At 52.1% G+C, this 16,877-nt stretch carries 12 protein-coding genes and 1 riboswitch; of the genes, 4 read left to right on the top strand and 8 right to left on the bottom strand.

All coding sequences use genetic code 11. From position 1 onward, the window contains the following. Positions 1 to 51: 51 nt before the first annotated feature. Positions 52 to 1,899, bottom strand: a complete 1,848-nt coding sequence (locus tag CEK71_RS15505; protein WP_088620227.1) for a TonB-dependent receptor domain-containing protein — start codon at positions 1,897 to 1,899, stop codon at positions 52 to 54. A 120-nt stretch (positions 1,900 to 2,019) separates the two neighbouring features. Beyond that, a riboswitch (cobalamin riboswitch) is annotated at positions 2,020 to 2,220 on the bottom strand. Between the two features lie 123 nt (positions 2,221 to 2,343). On the opposite strand from CEK71_RS15505, the gene CEK71_RS15500 reads away from it, so the two are divergent. Further along, positions 2,344 to 2,976, top strand: a complete 633-nt coding sequence (locus tag CEK71_RS15500; RefSeq protein ID WP_088620226.1) for a glutathione S-transferase — start codon at positions 2,344 to 2,346, stop codon at positions 2,974 to 2,976. 5 nt (positions 2,977 to 2,981) lie between these two features. On the opposite strand, the gene CEK71_RS15495 is transcribed toward CEK71_RS15500, so the two are convergent. The 3 genes from CEK71_RS15495 to cobS are packed head-to-tail and all read right to left on the bottom strand — an operon-like array spanning position 2,982 to position 4,779. Next, on the bottom strand, positions 2,982 to 3,479 hold the full coding sequence (locus CEK71_RS15495; RefSeq protein ID WP_088620225.1) for a bifunctional adenosylcobinamide kinase/adenosylcobinamide-phosphate guanylyltransferase: 498 nt from the start codon (positions 3,477 to 3,479) through the stop codon (positions 2,982 to 2,984). 5 nt (positions 3,480 to 3,484) lie between these two features. Then, complete coding sequence (cobC, locus tag CEK71_RS15490; RefSeq protein ID WP_088620224.1) at positions 3,485 to 4,048, bottom strand: alpha-ribazole phosphatase family protein; 564 nt, start codon at positions 4,046 to 4,048, stop codon at positions 3,485 to 3,487. Then, positions 4,033 to 4,779 (bottom strand): adenosylcobinamide-GDP ribazoletransferase, encoded by a 747-nt coding sequence (gene cobS, locus CEK71_RS15485; RefSeq protein ID WP_088620223.1) that lies wholly within the window; start codon positions 4,777 to 4,779, stop codon positions 4,033 to 4,035. Before cobS ends, cobC begins: the two co-directional genes overlap by 16 nt. Positions 4,780 to 5,346: 567 nt before the next feature. Between cobS and CEK71_RS15480 the strand changes: the two genes are divergently transcribed. Beyond that, positions 5,347 to 6,699, top strand: a complete 1,353-nt coding sequence (locus CEK71_RS15480; protein ID WP_088620222.1) for a leucine-rich repeat-containing protein kinase family protein — start codon at positions 5,347 to 5,349, stop codon at positions 6,697 to 6,699. A gap of 574 nt (positions 6,700 to 7,273) precedes the next feature. Here CEK71_RS15480 and CEK71_RS15475 read toward each other — a convergent pair. After that, positions 7,274 to 8,455, bottom strand: a complete 1,182-nt coding sequence (locus tag CEK71_RS15475) for a hypothetical protein (protein ID WP_088620221.1) — start codon at positions 8,453 to 8,455, stop codon at positions 7,274 to 7,276. Positions 8,456 to 8,811: 356 nt separating this feature from the next. Between CEK71_RS15475 and CEK71_RS15470 the strand changes: the two genes are divergently transcribed. After that, positions 8,812 to 10,203 carry an ammonium transporter gene (locus CEK71_RS15470; protein ID WP_088620220.1) on the top strand — a complete coding sequence of 464 codons (1,392 nt, stop codon included), beginning with the start codon at positions 8,812 to 8,814 and terminating at the stop codon, positions 10,201 to 10,203. Positions 10,204 to 10,320: 117 nt separating this feature from the next. On the opposite strand, the gene CEK71_RS15465 is transcribed toward CEK71_RS15470, so the two are convergent. The 3 genes from CEK71_RS15465 to smc all read right to left on the bottom strand — a co-directional run bounded on the left by CEK71_RS15465 (position 10,321) and on the right by smc (position 15,410). Next, a complete protein-coding gene (locus CEK71_RS15465) occupies positions 10,321 to 10,770 on the bottom strand; it encodes an ankyrin repeat domain-containing protein (protein ID WP_088620219.1) in 450 nt (149 codons plus the stop codon). 246 nt (positions 10,771 to 11,016) lie between these two features. After that, entirely contained in the window at positions 11,017 to 11,883 is an 867-nt protein-coding gene (locus CEK71_RS15460) for a cell division protein ZipA C-terminal FtsZ-binding domain-containing protein (RefSeq protein WP_088620218.1), read from the bottom strand. Further along, the gene (smc, locus tag CEK71_RS15455) at positions 11,883 to 15,410 is read right to left on the bottom strand and encodes a chromosome segregation protein SMC (RefSeq protein WP_088620217.1); all 3,528 of its coding nucleotides are present in this window, start codon (positions 15,408 to 15,410) and stop codon (positions 11,883 to 11,885) included. Before smc ends, CEK71_RS15460 begins: the two co-directional genes overlap by 1 nt. Positions 15,411 to 15,763: 353 nt before the next feature. Here smc and CEK71_RS15450 point away from each other — a divergent pair, with 353 nt between their 5' ends. Further along, a complete protein-coding gene (locus CEK71_RS15450) occupies positions 15,764 to 16,807 on the top strand; it encodes a hypothetical protein (protein WP_088620216.1) in 1,044 nt (347 codons plus the stop codon). The last annotated feature ends 70 nt before the right edge of the window (positions 16,808 to 16,877 follow it).

Here is a 16,877-nt window from a genome sequence, read left to right as displayed (position 1 = left end):
GGCTTCAGCGGGGCGTTACCAAACGGCCAAACAACACCCATACCGTGTAGCTTAATCGTTATAATGGATTGAGACAAAAAAGTTTCGGTCAGGGGTATTATAACCATTGGCTGTCTGATAATTTTCATCCAGCAAATTGTTCAATTTACCGCTGAGCAGCCAGTTTTTATTGATATGCCAAGCGGCACGCAAATCTACGGTAACGAAACCATGCAGACTGACGCGTTGATAAGGATAAGTATTGTAGTCAATATCCGGGCGGTCGCCTTGCGCCAACACCGCCGCCCCAACATCAAACACCCCGATAGAGCGCGACAAATCAAATGACAAGGACTTATCGGCACGGCGCTGCAAACGCAGGCCCGTCGCCACATCCACCGGATTCAACAAATTCAGATTGAGCTTATGATGCCAGCCCAAGAAATCCGTCACCAATTGCGCTTCAATGCCTTCAATACGCGCCTTATTGACGTTGACAGGCGGCCAGCCGGAAATAAGCTGGTCGACATCGGTATGATACGCGCGTAACTCCCATTGCACTTGTTTATGCACCCCGGACACCCCCACTTCAACCGATTGCGACTCTTCCGGCTTTAAGTGCGGATTGCCGCCGCCAAACCCGGTATTCGGCCAATACAGCTCATTAAAGGTCGGAGCCTTAAAAGCATTACCGAAACTCGCGAAAGGGTTAATGCCCAGCACTGAGTTATAACGCCAGCCGACACTGCCCGTCACATAATCGCCAAAAGCCTCATTCTTATCGCCCCGCACCGAAGCATTGAGAAAATGCCGCTCCAACACCCGGCTATGCAGCTCCGAAAACAGCCCGGCATCATAACGCGACTTTTGGCTATAAGTATTAAAACCCGGACTATAAGTATCCAAATCACCGCTCGCCACTTCATCCAAACGGTAATCCGCACCGACCGTCAACTGATGGGCATCGCTTAAGCGCACCTGATTCAGCCAACTGGCGTTCCAGCGGGTCGTGTTATAACGGCTCTCGAAACTGCCGTCCGGGAAAAAAGTGTCCAAATCATCGGTACTGCGGCCCAAGCGTAATAAGGTATGCCAATCTTTTCGTACATCCATCTGCCCGGTCAGGCCAAACACTTGATTGATAAACGCCGAATTATTGCCGCCAAAACTGGAATCATATTGGTTAGTGCCTTGTGACCGGAGAAAAAACCCCTCAATTTCGGCAGCATTGGCAAACCGATGGCCAAACCGGGCATTGACCCCCGTATTTTCATAACCGTCACGGTCAGGGTCGCTGTGTTGTTTAGCATTAAAGCCTGCCGAATCAATATGCGACACCCCCAAATTATACCAATTGCTGCCCAGATTACCGCTGACCGTCCCGGCAGTATGGGCCGTGTCATAAGAGCCACCGCCCGCTTGCAAACTGACATGCGGCTTATCATCACCATGACTGCCTTTGCGGGTAAAAATCTGGATCACCCCGCCGATAGCTTCCGAACCGTATAAGCTCGATTGCGGCCCCCTAACGATTTCCACGCGCTCGATTTGGTCAATAGGGATCAACTCATAAGGCATTGTCCCGGTAGTGACCGAGCCGACCTTAATGCCGTCAATCAGCACCAAGACATGCCCAGGGTTAGTCCCGCGCAAAAACAAATCGGTAGTTTGCCCATAGCCGCCGCTCTGGGCAATATCAACACCTAGCGTGCCTTTAAACAAATCGGGTAAGGTTTTGACTTGCAAGCGCTCAATATCTTGCCGCGTGTAGACGGTAGCCCCTGCCGCCAGTTCGTTTTGCAAGGTTTCAGCACGGGTCGCGGTCACAACAACGCCTGGCAAATCGACGGGTTGCCCGGCATAAACGCTAGAAAAAGGGATAATAAGACTTAAAAAAGGAGTGGCTATAATTTTTTGCATGATGTCCTCTGCGCCGCCCGCGCATCGTGAAAAGAGAATCACAGCGCGGACAGACACAAAAGCAGGCCTACGCACAAGGGAGTGCGCCATAGCCTTATTTCGCAGAACAGCCCGCCGCTGTGCCGAATACGCTTTTAGGCCGGTCTCCGGGCTTAACAGTGGCAGGAGCCTGACTTGTCACCTTCCCATGCACAAAGCACAGTGGCATTTCGACAAGCCTTTACTGAATTACCGTTGCGGGGGCAGCGTCGGCTTAAAGCACCGACTTCCCGTTTAACCGACAGACATTTATCCGCCGGAACCTAAAAGCAAGCGAACATTATAGGTTTTTGTCGCCGAATAGCAACTTAAAGTTGCCGTCTGGCAACGGCTGGAAGACAAGGAAAACTTGCTTTCCCCCTTCCCTTCTGGATTAATAAGCTCTTTTTCAACCCATCCGTAACCATGTCCGCCACCCTACCCATTCTCTACAGCTTCCGCCGTTGCCCTTATGCCATGCGGGCAAGACTCGCCCTAGCTTATAGCGGCATCCGCACCGAACTTCGGGAAGTGGCGTTAAAAAACAAACCGCCAGAACTGCTCGCCCTCTCACCTAAGGCTACCGTCCCCGTCTTGCACTTACCCGACGGCATAGTGCTAGAAGAAAGTTTGGACATTATGCACTGGGCATTAGGCCAACAAGACCCCGCCCACTGGCTCAGGCTCGCCGACCCTGCGCTCATCGCCCAAAACGACGGCGAATTTAAATATTTTTTAGACCGCTACAAATACGCCGACCGCTATCCCGATTACCCTTTAGCGTATTATCGGCAACAAGGCAGCAAATTTTTGGCGATACTGAATGGGCGCTTGCAACAGCACGCGCAGTTAAGCGGTGCAGACTTTTCCCTAACCGATGCCGCTATCTTACCGTTCGTCCGCCAATTCGCCGCCGTCGACCCGCACTGGTTCCAACACAGCGGCTATACTGCCGTCCAGCAGTGGCTAGACAATTTCTTGGCCTCCGAACACTTCAACACCATCATGCGCAAATATCCCGATTGGACAGCGGCGAGCGAACCCCAACTATTCCCCTGACCGCCTCACTTCATCGGCAAGGCCAAGCCCGCGCTGCAAAAAAACACCTTATCACAAGCCGCGCCCATCATCTGCGCGGCCTTGCCCGACAAATCGACAAACTGCCGCGCCAAAGCATTATCCGGGATAACGCCTAAACCCACTTCATTATGCACCAGCACCAAATCGCCAGGCCATGCCAATAACGCCGCCAAACGCGCCAAAATCTCCGCCTCGCCATAGTGGTGATACAGCATATTGTTCAGCCACATGGTCACACACTCCACCAACACGGGCGCGGTACAACCTTGTACCGCCGCCAATAAGTCCAGCGGCTCCTCCAAGGTACTAAACGCCGCTTGCCGCCGCGCCTGATGCTCGGCAATCCGCGCCCGCATCCCCACATCCAGCAACTCGGTCGTCGCCAAATAATACGGCTGCACCTGCCCCGCCTGCGCCAAAATATACGCCTCCGCCAAGCGCGACTTACCGCTTTTAACACCGCCGATAAAAAGAGTCTTCATAGCACTTATTGGTTAAGATAATCGATATAAGTATAGTCAGGCGTGTAATGCAGCTTATGCACGGAACTTAACCCGATACGGAACTGAAAAGCATTCGCCAACGGCAAATCCAACACCTGCGCCAACAACGCCCGGATTGTCCCCGCATGTGTCACCACCACGACTTGCTTGGCCTCATGACAGACCAAATCCTGCCAGAACGCACCCGCCCGCCGCCATAAATCGGTAAAACTTTCGCCATCCGGCGGGGTGCTCTCGACAAAATGTTCCGTCCAATACCGCAACGCCGCTTCGTCAATCGCAGTAAAAGGCGTATTTTCCCAAGCCCCGAAATTAATCTCCAACAAACGGTCATCAAAACGCACCTGCCCCGACAACGCCTCCGCCAACAGCCGACACCGTTGCAAAGGGCTGGAAAACACCAAACAATCGCTGGCCAACGGCGGCAACTTAGCGCGGATTTTCTGCAACTCCTCAGTAAAACCCGCCGTCAAACCAATATCCGTACGCCCGTAACATAAACCAGGTGCCGCCGCCGTTTGCGTATGGCGAATCAAATAAATGTCCATAACCCGCTCACCGCTAAATAAAACACCACCTCCGCGACTTGCTGCGCCGCCCCCAAGCAATCCCCGGTATAACCGCCGATCTGACGGTAAAAATACCCGCCCAACAGCGCGTTAACCGCCAACATCGGCAACACCGCCCACCAACACCACAGCGGCAGACCCAGCAACGGCAACAGCGCACACAACGCCGCAAAGCCCAACGCCCGACTGTCCGGCTTAAACACCCCTGCCGCACCCTTGCTAGCGCCGATCCGCGCATATTCATAACGGCGCATCAACAACAACGGCGGCAAACGGCTAGCACTATGCCCCGCCCACAACAACCACGGCACAACAGCCATCGGCAGTGCCGCCAACACGCTGATTTTTAACAGCAGCAACAAACCAATGCCGATAGCCCCATAAGCCCCCACCCGCGAATCCTTCATAATCTCCAAAATCCGCTCCTGCCCCCAACCGCCGCCAAAACCGTCGCAAACATCGGCAAAACCGTCCTCATGGAACGCCCCTGTTAAAAAAATTCCCGCCACCACCGCCAAAATAGCCGCCGTCCATGGCGACCATAACAACGCCGCTCCAGCAAACACCAACCCGCACCCAAGCCCCACCACCCACCCCACCAACGGCAGATAAACACTGGCCTGGGGCAGTTGTTGGTAATCTAGATTTTGCGGGGTGGGTAAGCGGGTATAAAAGCTTAAAGCCAGTTGGAAGTGTTTTAGTTTAAACATGAAAGAAAAAAATAGATGAATTTCTGCTCACTTAAGAATAACTACAAGGCAGCAAAACTTAAGGGCAAGAATGTCCGATTTCAAAAAATCAATAAAAATGTCTTTCATAGCGTTATTAGGGTTTTCCGCTTTAAACGCACTGATTTTAACCCCTATCGATCAACTGAATAGACTCAGATTTATCGGGACATTTTACCCTAAACCCTCAACCTTGGATAACAGGCCAATAGTCTAGACCATTTTTAGGTAGCCACCACTTCGGACAGACTTTAATCCACCAGCACCCCAAAGTGACGCAAGCTGAGACAGGCAGCCGGGCCACTTACTCAGATTCAAGGCCGTAATACAAACAGTAAACTGTCTGTGCGGCACTTCCGGGCTTATTTGTCAGTGGTTGTGGCATCACAGGCGTTTGCGGACAGCGGCCTAGCCAAGTAAGATAGGCCATACCTCTCTTACTTGGCGGCTAAGGATATACGCAGCGTACCCTTCGCTGATAATGTAGAAAAACCGCTTCCGGCGTTAAATAGACACGCAGGGTATTTCAGTAATGTCAAAGGCTTAGCAATGCAAACAATCGACCAACTCCGCTCCGGTGCGCTTGCCGGTATTCGCCATCTGAAACTGTCCTGTGGCCTAAGCCGTTTCCCCCGCGAGATTATGAGCCTGGCGGATACGCTGGAGATTCTTGACCTATCCGGCAACGCGCTCTCTGAACTCCCCAATGATTTTGCGCGGCTGAGTAAGCTGCGTATCGTGTTCTGCTCCGATAACCAATTCACAGTATTGCCGGAAGTGCTGGGCAGTTGCCCTGAACTGAGCATGATCGGCTTTAAGGCCAACCGCATCCGCACAGTGCCCGCCAAGGCGCTCCCTGCTGCGTTACGGTGGTTGATTCTGACGGATAACGCGATCGGAGCGCTGCCTGAGGCAATAGGGAACTGCACCCAACTGCAAAAGTTAATGTTGGCCGGCAATCATCTCCAAACCTTACCCGACTCCCTGGCCAACTGCAAACGGCTTGAATTACTCCGTATCGCCGCCAATCGGCTTAATAGTTTGCCGGCTTGGTTATTGTCTTTGCCGCGCTTATCGTGGCTGGCCTATTCCGGCAATCCCTTCGGGGCTGAATGGGAAAACAGGATACTGACGGCTTCGGTTGCCGATATTCCCTGGGATAGCCTAGATTGTGAGCATCTGTTAGGCGAGGGCGCGTCTGGGTTTATTCATCGCGTTAACTATCACAAGCCTGACGGCAGCTCTTGTCATGTTGCGGCCAAGCTGTTCAAAGGTGCGGTGACCAGTGACGGCTTGCCACATTCTGAAATGGCGGCAGCCGTCGCGGCCGGACAACATCCCAATCTCATTACAGTGTTGGGCAGGGTGAGCGGCCATCCGTCGGGTATCAGCGGCTTAGTGCTGGAACTGATTAGCCCGGCATTCAGCACGCTGGCAGGGTCTCCTAGCTTTGCGTCTTGCACGCGCGACATTTACCCCTCAGATACCCGTTTCGATTTGCCGATGGTCTTACAGATAGCAGAAGGCATTGCTTCGGCCGCCCAGCATTTGCATCAGCAAGGCATCCTGCATGGCGACCTCTATGGCCATAATATTCTGCATTGCGCTCAGGGACGGGCATTGCTTGGCGATTTCGGTGCGGCATCGTTTTACCCGACCCATGATAAGGACATTGCCGATGGGCTAGAGCGGCTTGAAGTCAGAGCTTTTGGTTGCCTCTTAGAAGAATTGCTTGAACGCTGCCATCCCACAGCTAAAGGCCTGAATGCCCTTAAGCTTCTTACAGAGTTACAGTCGGCATGTTTGGCGGATGACAGTAAGCGGCGGCCTTCTTTTGCCGACATCACCAGGCGGCTAATTGAGGTTACCAAAGAAGCCACGCTAAAGTACACGCTAGCGTAGCGTCTAAATATAGCCAAGCCAATATAATTTGATATGATAATAGGCTATTGTAAAAACGATCATCTTGAATGGAAAACGAATGGCTTATCCAGCGGCATTCAGAAAAAAACTGCTTTCAGTGATGAAAGAACAGGGCCTGACCATCCCGGAAGCCGCCTACTATACCCCCCACCAGCACCCCCGCCTTGTATTGGCTGCTCCACACAACCCGCTAAGCTGATAAAAAAAAGTCCTGCTATAACAATCCTGTTCATAAATAATGCCGCCTAGATGATGAAAACAAAGTTCGCCATTCGAGCGGCGCCATTAGGTTGTTTTTAGCAAAAACCTTAAGCCGGACACGCCATGACTAAGTAGGTACGCATATATCTTTTGACATTTTTAGCTTTGCTGCCCCCTGAACGAAGCCGAAGGGTACTAGGTGCAGGGGATTTGCTCCTTCCCCTGCTAAAGGGCGGGTGGGGACGGGGTTGAATTCACGAATGTTAAAAAATAGATGAACGCCTACTTATAGGCATTATATGCCCATATAGCCTATTGGCGGGTTTTTCTTTTCCCTAAAGCATCAGCCCTGTTAAGCCGGATGTTCCAACAAGCCCAGCACGGCACAAGCATTATGGAAATCAATCACTTTCGCCAGAGATTGCTGGGTGGCTTTGGCGATATCGGGGAGGCTCATGGCGGGATTAGCGGTCATGAAGGCGGTTAGCGGGAAGATATAGCGTTCCGCCATCACCGTGGCGGATTCCCGCAGCAAGGTTTTGGACGGCCAATCGTGAAGGCGGACGGGCGTATCAAGGTCGTAGCCATACAGCAGGCGGCCTTGCGAGGCATATAAGGCGGCGCGGAACAGCAAGTCGGCCAGCGGATGGGACGGCAATAACGGCAACGCCGAAGCCACTTTCCGGCGTACCCGCGTCCGCCCGATTTGCACCACTTCTTCCTTGTCTTGGTTATGGTCAACAATGCTCACTTCCATACCCGCCAATAACGTGGAGCAGAGCTTGGCAATGCCGAGCAGATCCAATTCTGTGTAATATTTACCTTCGTTAGGCACAATGATTAAAGGCTTACTACCCGTCAGGGCGCAACTACGGCTTTGCTTATCGGCATTTGCCTTATCCAATAAACCCAGCAGATAGTGGGCAGGCTCGAACACATTGCCTTGTTCGATCAAGCCGACCACAACACAGGCATTGTAAAACTCGAAGACATGGGGCAACGGAATACCCGTCGCTTGTGCCGCCGTCGGTAAGTCGGCACGTTTTTTCAGCAAAAAATCCGCCAACACCAAATCATAGCCGCGATGGTAAAAACGTGAGAAATCCGGCATTTCTTTTAAGCGTACCGCAACGTCAGCATGGCAACCTTGCAGTAACTGGCCGTTAGAAGCCGATAAGGTGGCGAACCACATCAACTCTGACAGCGGACGGGCGACCAGCCCGCTACCAGATGCAACCGTTTTCCGGTGGATCAGCATCCGTCCGGCCTGCACATCGTTATCTTTGGCGGCGGCGGGTGGTCGCCAATCGGGCAACAATTCGACGTTCAAATCGAACGGGGCGGCCAAACACAGCGCGGTCAACGCGTCAATATTCGCCGTCGCCGTATAATAGGTGTGTTCGGTCGGCACCAGATAGACTTCCGGGCAACCTGGATGGACGCAATGGCGGGTGATACCGTCGGCGATGGTTTTTTGGATTAATCCCAGAAAATGAAATGCTGGATTAAAAGTGCCTTCTGCTGTTTGTGTCATGGTCGGCTCGCTGACTTCGGAGTAAAGGTGATATCTTAACCTTAAATAACAAGCATTTATTAAGCCAATTTAAAGCGGCATCACCCAAAATAGGTTTGTCAGCCTATGCCGCCTTAACCCTATCAGCAAAGCAAGCGCTGTCACTGTCGGCAATACAGCCATATTGTTAGCTGATGGTGCATATAACGGTTAATTTGCATTGCATTGGTGCGTTTTTCTGAGAAACGCCACTATTTTTAAGGTATGCCCAAGATTTAGACAACTGGCACGAACTCTGCTTAAGCTTTTGAATATAGGGATATTTTATCATTTTATACTATCGGCCCACTACTTAAAACCCATCTTAGGAGAAGTGTATGAACCCACCATTAAGGCGGCTGTCCGCCATATTGCCCCTGTTACTTTATGCTGGTGCATCGGTAGCGGAACAGGCCACCCCCGTCCCTAACAAAGGCGACACCAGTTGGATGATTGTCGCCACAGTGCTGGTCATCTTAATGACCATCCCCGGCTTGGCCTTATTTTATGCGGGGATGGTCAGAGCGAAAAATATCCTCTCGGTGCTGATGCAGGTGTTTATGACCTTCTGCATGATCGCGGTGCTATGGGCATTATACGGCTACAGCATCGCCTTTACCGAAGGCAATGCTTTTTTCGGTGGCTTGGACAAAGCCTTCCTCGGTGGCATCACCGTCGATTCGGTGGTGGCAACCTTCAGCAAGGGCGTCTATCTCCCCGAATATGTTTATGCCATGTTCCAACTGACCTTCGCGGCGATTACCCCCGCGCTGATTATCGGGGCATTTGCCGAACGGATGAAATTTTCCGCCGTTCTGTTGTTTATCTTGCTGTGGTTTACCTTCTCCTATCTGCCTATTGCCCACATGGTCTGGTATTGGACAGGGCCTGATGCCTATACCGATGCGGATGCGGCAGCTAAAGCCGGTGCCACGGCCGGCTTTATTTTTCAAAAAGGCGCGTTGGATTTTGCGGGCGGCACGGTCGTACATATTAACGCCGGTATCGCGGGCCTGATCGGCTGCTTACTGGTCGGCAAACGGGTCGGCTTCGGTGAGGAATCGATGGCCCCACATAACGTCCCCATGACTATGATCGGGGCGGCGCTGTTATGGGTCGGCTGGTTTGGCTTTAATGTCGGCTCCAACTTGGAAGCCAACGGCGCGGCGGGACTAGTGTTTGCCAACACCTTACTGGCGACGGCGGCGGCGGCACTGGCGTGGATGCTTACTGAATGGTTCGCGCGGGGCACTCCCAGCATGTTGGGTGGCGCATCCGGGGCGGTTGCCGGGCTGGTCGCCATCACCCCCGCGTGTGGTTGGGCGGGGCCCATGGGCGCTATGGCGCTGGGCTTGGTCGCGGGCGCGGTCTGCTTCTGGGCGGTGACGGAATTTAAGAATGCGATGGGCTATGACGACTCTCTGGACGTATTCGGTGTCCACGGCATCAGCGGTATTCTCGGCTCTATAGGTACGGCTATTGTCGCCAGCCCCGCCTTGGGCGGCACTGGCGTTTATGATTATGTCAGCAACGGTTTTGGCGAATACAGTATCTTTACCCAGTTGCAAAGCCAGCTCTGGGGCGTTGCGGTGACGGTAGTCTGGTCGGGCGTGGTGGCGTTTATCGCTTATAAACTGGTCGATATGCTCATCGGCCTGCGGGTTAGCGAAGAGACTGAACGTGAAGGCTTGGATATCAACGAGCATGGCGAAATCGCTTACCATAACTAAGCGGCCATTCCTGGCAAACAAAACCGCCGCCCCTTTAAACCTAAGGGCGGCGGTTTTTTTATGCCCCCAAGGCCTAGCCGCCGGGCGGGGTTTTATAACTTATCGGCTACCCGGCTTTTATAAATTTCGCGACGTAACCGAAAAAAGTTCAATCGTAGGTTGGTAGTTATCGGATTCAGCAATCTCAAGCGGAGTCATTCCAGCTTTATTTTTATAATCCAAATTAGCGCAGGCCTCTATAAGAATTTTTGCAGCCCGTTCTTGACGGCAAGATATGGCTTCATGTAACGGTGTATTTCCATCATTGTCTGCTAAATTTGCATCCGCCCCAGCTTCCAATAACAATTGGATAGCAATTGTATCTCCTAATGTAGCCATCCAATGTAAGGGGGCTTTCCCATTATTTCCTTGGCTGTTAACTCCAATGTTTTTTACATTTTCAAAGCTTGGCAAATCAGCCACATCAGAAAGGATCTCTTCAAGTGTCAACATAATAGTTACTGATTGCAGCGGATTTTGGGCCGCTAAATACTCATTGACACCACAATAAATCAATCGGTTACGCATTTTCGACTGGTATTGACGATTTTCAGGAAGGGGTAGGGGCCGCTGAGGGTATGGAACAGACCTGCATCTCTTGGCTTTTGTAGCGGAAAGGCAATTTTTACGCCGTCTGCGCCGTAGATACGGCTTTGCTGTCGCCCATGCCTAAGCGGCAACAACAAGCCCTTACAATACAAACCATTGGCCTTAATGCCAATTTTAGCCTATCGTTTAACCCAGGCCACAATAGGCAAACGAGGGCTTAACGGGCTACAAGCTCTGCCGGATCATTTTTATCGTGGCATTGGTCAGCGGATTTTTCTCATGGTCAAGCAAGTCGCCGTCAAGTTCCACGGCGACGATATTGATGGCTTCCAGATAGTCGTCAAATACCTTAACGGCTTCATCCAGCAAGGCGGGCTGCATAAAGAACACCAAACCCGGACAATAAAACTGGTCGATATCGTGGTCGGGGAAAGTGCCGCCTTCGACCATACAGGCCACACCGAAATCGACCAAATTATTGGCATCATAGCGTTCAAATATTTTTAGGCTACCGTACTCCAATTGCGCGATACGGAACGCCTTGAGCATATCCAAGCCGTTAAAGCCTTCCGCGGCCCGCGCCATAACCCGAAATTGGATAATATCGGGGGCGACAAAACGCGGGGCCTCCGGGTCTTTATCCGGCTCGCCGAACAATTCGTCGGCATCCAATAATTCAGTTCTGGCTAAAGGCGGTTCGGCAGGCGGCTCAGCTTCTTTGGCAAAAGACCCTTCATCAGCAAAGTCAAATTCCCCGTCAAAATCCCCGAACATACTCTCCACTGGCTCCTCGGCTTCGGCTTCCGGCTCAGGTTCCGGGGCTTTGGCTTTAGGCCTGGAGCGGGCTTTGATTTTTTCGATCAACTCATCGGTATCAATCAGCTTTTTTCGGCCTTTCGGCACAATATCAAACTCATCATTATCGCCATGCACGACGATGGATTCGTCAATTTTGCCCTTGAGTTCTTGGTTACCAAAAAACATCATATCTTGGAAGGATTTTTTATTTCTAAAAAAATGCCATGCCAACATGCCCACGATGATAATAAGCCCAAATGCAATAATGACTACTCGTAATAATTCTTTATCCATTAGATTTCCGCCAGACTGACTGCTTCTTCAATATCAACTGCGACCATACGGGACACCCCGGGTTCTTTCATCGTCACACCTGCCAACTGTTTTGCAATTTCCATTGTAACCTTATTATGTGAAATATATAAAAATTGCACGGTCTCGGACATCGCCTCGACCATTTTTGAGAACCGCCCGACATTGGCGTCATCCAGAGGCGCATCCACTTCGTCCAGCAAACAAAAAGGCGCGGGATTCAGTTCAAAAATAGCGAACACCAAAGCGACTGCGGTAAGGGCTTTTTCGCCGCCGGACAGCAAATGGATAGAACTGTTGCGCTTGCCTGGCGGCCTGGCGATGATGTTAACCCCCGCCTCCAGGACATTTTGCTCGGTCAACTCCAAATAAGCCTGGCCACCGCCGAACAATTTTGGGAACTTTTCCTGCAAACCGCTGTTTATTTTATCGAAAGTTTCCTTAAAACGTAACCGACTTTCTTGGTCTATTTTGCTGATGGCCTGATCTAAGGTCTGTAAGGCCTCGCTGAGGTCGGCATGTTGCCCGTTAAGAAACGCCATCCGCTCGGCTTGTGCCTGATATTCTTCAATGGCCGACAGGTTAATCGTGCCGAGCCGTTCGATTTGTCCGGCCAGTTCGTCGGCGGTTTTTTTCCAGAGTGTCTCTTGCGCATCGGCGGGCAGCGTACTGATAATTTGCCCGACATCGGTGGCCATTTCGGCCAATTGCTCGTTAATGGCCTGTTGGCGCACTTGGTTTTCCTGCAACTCAAAGCGCAGGCCGTCCAGCCGCTCTTTGTGCTTTTCTAGGGCGCGTTGCCCACGCGTATGCGCTTCGGCTAACTCCACCAGTTGCGCCTCACGCGCGTCTTGGCTTTGCCGCAGACTTTTCAAAACGACTTCCAAATCGTGTGTGACGGCGGACTTTTCGCGCAGTTCGGCTTGTTCGGCATCTAAGGGCGATAAGGTTTGCCGGGCTTTGCTTTCCAGTTCGTGCAAATACCCCTGTGCCTGCGCCTGTTGCTCCTGCAAACGGCTACGCTGTTTATGGGTAGCCAGCTCTAAGGCGCGTAAATTTTCCAACTTAGTTTTGCTGTCGAACAACTGCTGCCTGGCCTCATTGACCGCATTGTCGAAGCGCTGCTGCTGTTGCTGCAACTGTTGGTTGAGCGCGTCCAACTGTTCGCGCCGCCCCTCCTGGCCGAACAACACTTCAGCCGCCGCCTCTTGGGCCAGTTGCGCTTCAGCCAAATTCTCAACCGTTTCCGCCAACTCCTCACGGAGACTGTCAATATCTTGCTGGACGTGTTGCAAACGCCGCTGTTGCTGTTCTAGCCGTGCCGCCTGCGCACTCAAGTGGGCATTTTTTTGCGACCATTCGCTATGCACCTGATTGAGTTGCTGTTGCAGCCATTCGCGCTGCTGCTCGGCGGATTTTAAGGCCGCCTCGCTATCGGCCTGCTGCTGCGCCAATTGCTCAAGCTCGGTTTCTATCAATTGCTGGCGCTGTTTTAAGGTGCGCAAGGTTTTTTCCCGTTGCAAAACTCCGGTTTTACTGTCTTGGGTACGGCTAATTTTTAGCCAACCCGCGCCCAACCAAATTCCGTCACGGGTAACAACCGACTCATGGGCGTGTAATTGTCCAGCTAAAGCCAATGCTTCCGGCAAATTTTCAGCACAATACACGCCAATTAACAAACTGTCCAGTGCCGAGGCCGCGCTGATTTTATCTTGTAGGCGCGGCGCACCGACAGAACGTCCTGAATCAGCAATCACCGCTGCGGACAGCGTCCCGGAGATTTGCCATAAGGACAGCGAATCGTCCTTTAATGCCCCTAACTCGCCCATTAATGGGGCAAGCGCGTCGACACAAACGGCTTCCAAGGTGTTGCCCAACACCGTTTCGACGGCGGTTTCCCAACCGGCCTGCACATCGAGATATTCTGCCAAGCGCGGGTTGTTAGCCAGCCCAGTGTTGACTAACCACTGTTGCAGGCTATCGTTAGCCTTACCCATCGCGTGTTGCTGCAACAATTCCAATGAGGTGATCTGCCCGCTGGTACTGTGCAATTCCGAGCGGCGGGCGTGCAGTGCTTCTTGATTGGCCTTGCTGTGTTGGCGATGCTCGCGGATGCTATGCTGCTGCTGTTCCAATTGCAGATGCAAGTGTTCGCGTTCGTCAGCCAGCGCTTGCAGTTGCCCGTCCAATTCGGCAATATTGCCGGCCAAAGCACTGGCCGATAAATCGCCACGCTCTACCAACAGCTTCTCCAAGCGGCTTTGCAGTTGGCGGCTTTGGTGCGCCAACTGCTCGCTTTTAACGCGCTGGACTTCGGCCTGCTCACGGTATTTCGCGCTTTCGGTACGGTAGCGGTCCCATTGCTGTTGCCATAACAGGCGTTGCTGCTGCATGTCCTGCTGTTTGTCCAGCCAGTCGTCCTGACGGTCTTGCGCATCTTCTAACGCCGCTTCCGCCAGCACCAAGCCATCCTTAAGCTCGGCTAAAGTTTGGGTATCATTAGCCAATTCTTGTTGTACTTGCCCAAGCTGTTGGCGGGTGCGCTCAATGTCCAGCAAGGTTTGCTGATGGCTCTGGCGTTGGTGGGCAATAGCCTGCTCTAAGCGGCTGACCTCGGCGGCAAGGCTATAATAATCGCCTTGCGTCTGGTCTAGCTGGTGCTGGCCGGCTTTATGCTCGACCCGCTGTGTGGCGATGGCGGCGTCCAAGTCGCGCAACTGCATAAACAAGCGGTTATACTCGGCCGCCACTTCGTGCAGGGTCGCCTCCAAGGCCTCAGCGGCCTGCTGGTAAGCCGCCCACCGTAAGGCTAACAGTTCCAGCTTGGTTTGCCGTTCGTGCTTTTTTAACGCCGTATAGCGCTCGGCCTTTTCCGCCTGTTTTTGCAGATGCTTAAGTTGTTTATCGACTTCCTCGCGCAAATCGTCTAAGCGTTCGAGGTTTTCCCGCGTGTGCTTCATGCGGGTTTCGGTTTCGCCGCGCCGCTCTTTGTATTTAGAAATCCCCGCCGCTTCTTCGATGTGCAGGCGCAGGTCTTCGGGCTTGGCCTCGACCATGCGCGAAATAGTGCCTTGCTCGATAATTGCGTAACTGCGTGACCCTAGCCCCGTGCCCAGAAACAAATCGGTAATGTCTTTACGGCGGCATTTCGCGCCGTTGAGCATAAATTGCGACTGCCCGTCACGACTGACTTGCCGCTTAATGGCAATGCTCGCGTATTGGGCATACTCGCCGCCCAGCTTGCCTTCGCTATTATTAAACACCAGTTCCACCGAAGCGGTGCTGACCGGCTTACGGCCTGAGGAGCCGTTAAAAATGACATCCGCCATATTGCCGCCACGCAAATGTTTCGCAGAGCTTTCGCCCATCACCCAGCGCACCGCATCAATAATATTGGATTTCCCGCAGCCGTTAGGGCCGACTATCGCCGTTAAATTGCCGTTAATCGGGATGGTCGTTGGGTCAACAAAAGACTTAAATCCTGACAGCTTGATCTTTTCCAACTTCATAAACAGCAAACAGTTCCGGCACTTTACGCAAAAGCTATCATTATCAACGATAGCGGTCTTAATTTCGACTTTTTTAATGGTCGTATTGAATCAACACTTGAATAGAATGGCTTAATCGGTTTAACTTATGCCCGCCAAAATCGGTTTGCATGGCAATCCAGCCGTCATGCCGCTGTCATTAATTTGCGCGGGCATGGCCTACCAGTCCGCAAAAATGGCAGCGGGACGGCAAACCTAGGCCACTAAGCAATATTACGCAACACCGCTCCAGGCTTCGGGCCGAAAAGAACACCAACCAAGATGCCCAAGACTGGCGCGGCCTACCAAACGTTCTGCCCCCTAAAGGTACTTTTATGTCCGCACTTACTGCTTCTGTCCAAGACCAGACACGCCCGGGCAAGCTCACCGTGTCGTTCCGGCTATTATTAAGCTTATATCTGATTATCCCGCTCTGCCTGGCCTTACAACTGCTCGACACCGGACTATGGCAAAGCTATTTGAAAACCCATTTGCCCAGCAGCCCCAACCATTTTTTGCTGTTCCAAATCCTTTTCGGTACGCCGCATATTATCGCCAGTGCGGTGCTGCTAGTCAGCAACGGTGATTATTGGCAGCACTACCAGCGCAAAATTGTCCTGATGACCATCGCCTTAGCGGCTTTTTTCGGCATCGGCAGCTTATTTATTCCCTATAAGGCGTTTTATATCTTAGTCGCCACTTGGACAGTCCTGCATGTCTTAAAACAGCAACATGGCGTGGCACGGGGCGTATGCCGCCTACCCGCATGGGCTTACCACCTGTTGTTAGGCTTAAGCGTCACGGCGGGGATTTTTATTTATATCGGCATTTTTTTGAAAAATAGTTTGGATGTGCAGCAAACCGAGTGGCTGCAACACCTGATCGCCGGCTTATGCGTCGGTTTGACAGGTAGTGCGCTCTTATGCCAACGTTATGTGAAAACGGCGTTCGGCAAAGGGTTTTTATGGGCCAACGTCTTGCTGATCTTAAGCAGCTTCTATCTCTACGCGCAGCAGTATTATTTTCTGGCGATTCTGGTGCCGCGTCTGGTGCACGATGTCACCGCGTATATCTTTTATGTCACCCATGACTACAACAAACACCACCAACAGCCACAAAATGCCCTGTACCGTCTCAGTAAGACCTGCCAATTGCCGATAGTGGTGGTCTTGCCCGCCTTATCGTTTGCCTTGGCCTTTGTGTTACAAGCTTATGGTGACTTTTGGGTCGGCCAGTTAACTGAGTTCTTTTTTGGTGTGGAAATCCGCAAGGTAATCACCATAGGTCTGATCGGTTATTTGGGGCTGATGCACTATTACACGGAAAGCTTTACCTGGAAACAAGACTCGCCGTATCGGCAGTTTATTGGCTTTTCTTAAAAAGGAGGAGGATACCCGACCTGCCGAGACCTCCTTCGGCAAGCCTTCGCCACCCAGCAGGGCGGCGAAT

The organism is Methylovulum psychrotolerans (assembly GCF_002209385.1).
GTDB lineage: Bacteria > Pseudomonadota > Gammaproteobacteria > Methylococcales > Methylomonadaceae > Methylovulum > Methylovulum psychrotolerans.
This window is presented reverse-complemented; position numbering and strand designations above follow the sequence as displayed.

What these genes read in the sequence shown, in the direction of transcription:
- CEK71_RS15505 (WP_088620227.1), bottom strand. Translation starts at nt 1,899, where the DNA reads ATGCAAAAAATTATAGCCACTCCTTTTTTAAGTCTTATTATCCCTTTT.
- CEK71_RS15500 (WP_088620226.1), top strand. Translation starts at nt 2,344, where the DNA reads ATGTCCGCCACCCTACCCATTCTCTACAGCTTCCGCCGTTGCCCTTAT.
- CEK71_RS15495 (WP_088620225.1), bottom strand. Translation starts at nt 3,479, where the DNA reads ATGAAGACTCTTTTTATCGGCGGTGTTAAAAGCGGTAAGTCGCGCTTG.
- cobC (WP_088620224.1), bottom strand. Translation starts at nt 4,048, where the DNA reads ATGGACATTTATTTGATTCGCCATACGCAAACGGCGGCGGCACCTGGT.
- cobS (WP_088620223.1), bottom strand. Translation starts at nt 4,779, where the DNA reads ATGTTTAAACTAAAACACTTCCAACTGGCTTTAAGCTTTTATACCCGC.
- CEK71_RS15480 (WP_088620222.1), top strand. Translation starts at nt 5,347, where the DNA reads ATGCAAACAATCGACCAACTCCGCTCCGGTGCGCTTGCCGGTATTCGC.
- CEK71_RS15475 (WP_088620221.1), bottom strand. Translation starts at nt 8,455, where the DNA reads ATGACACAAACAGCAGAAGGCACTTTTAATCCAGCATTTCATTTTCTG.
- CEK71_RS15470 (WP_088620220.1), top strand. Translation starts at nt 8,812, where the DNA reads ATGAACCCACCATTAAGGCGGCTGTCCGCCATATTGCCCCTGTTACTT.
- CEK71_RS15465 (WP_088620219.1), bottom strand. Translation starts at nt 10,770, where the DNA reads ATGCGTAACCGATTGATTTATTGTGGTGTCAATGAGTATTTAGCGGCC.
- CEK71_RS15460 (WP_088620218.1), bottom strand. Translation starts at nt 11,883, where the DNA reads ATGGATAAAGAATTATTACGAGTAGTCATTATTGCATTTGGGCTTATT.
- smc (WP_088620217.1), bottom strand. Translation starts at nt 15,410, where the DNA reads ATGAAGTTGGAAAAGATCAAGCTGTCAGGATTTAAGTCTTTTGTTGAC.
- CEK71_RS15450 (WP_088620216.1), top strand. Translation starts at nt 15,764, where the DNA reads ATGTCCGCACTTACTGCTTCTGTCCAAGACCAGACACGCCCGGGCAAG.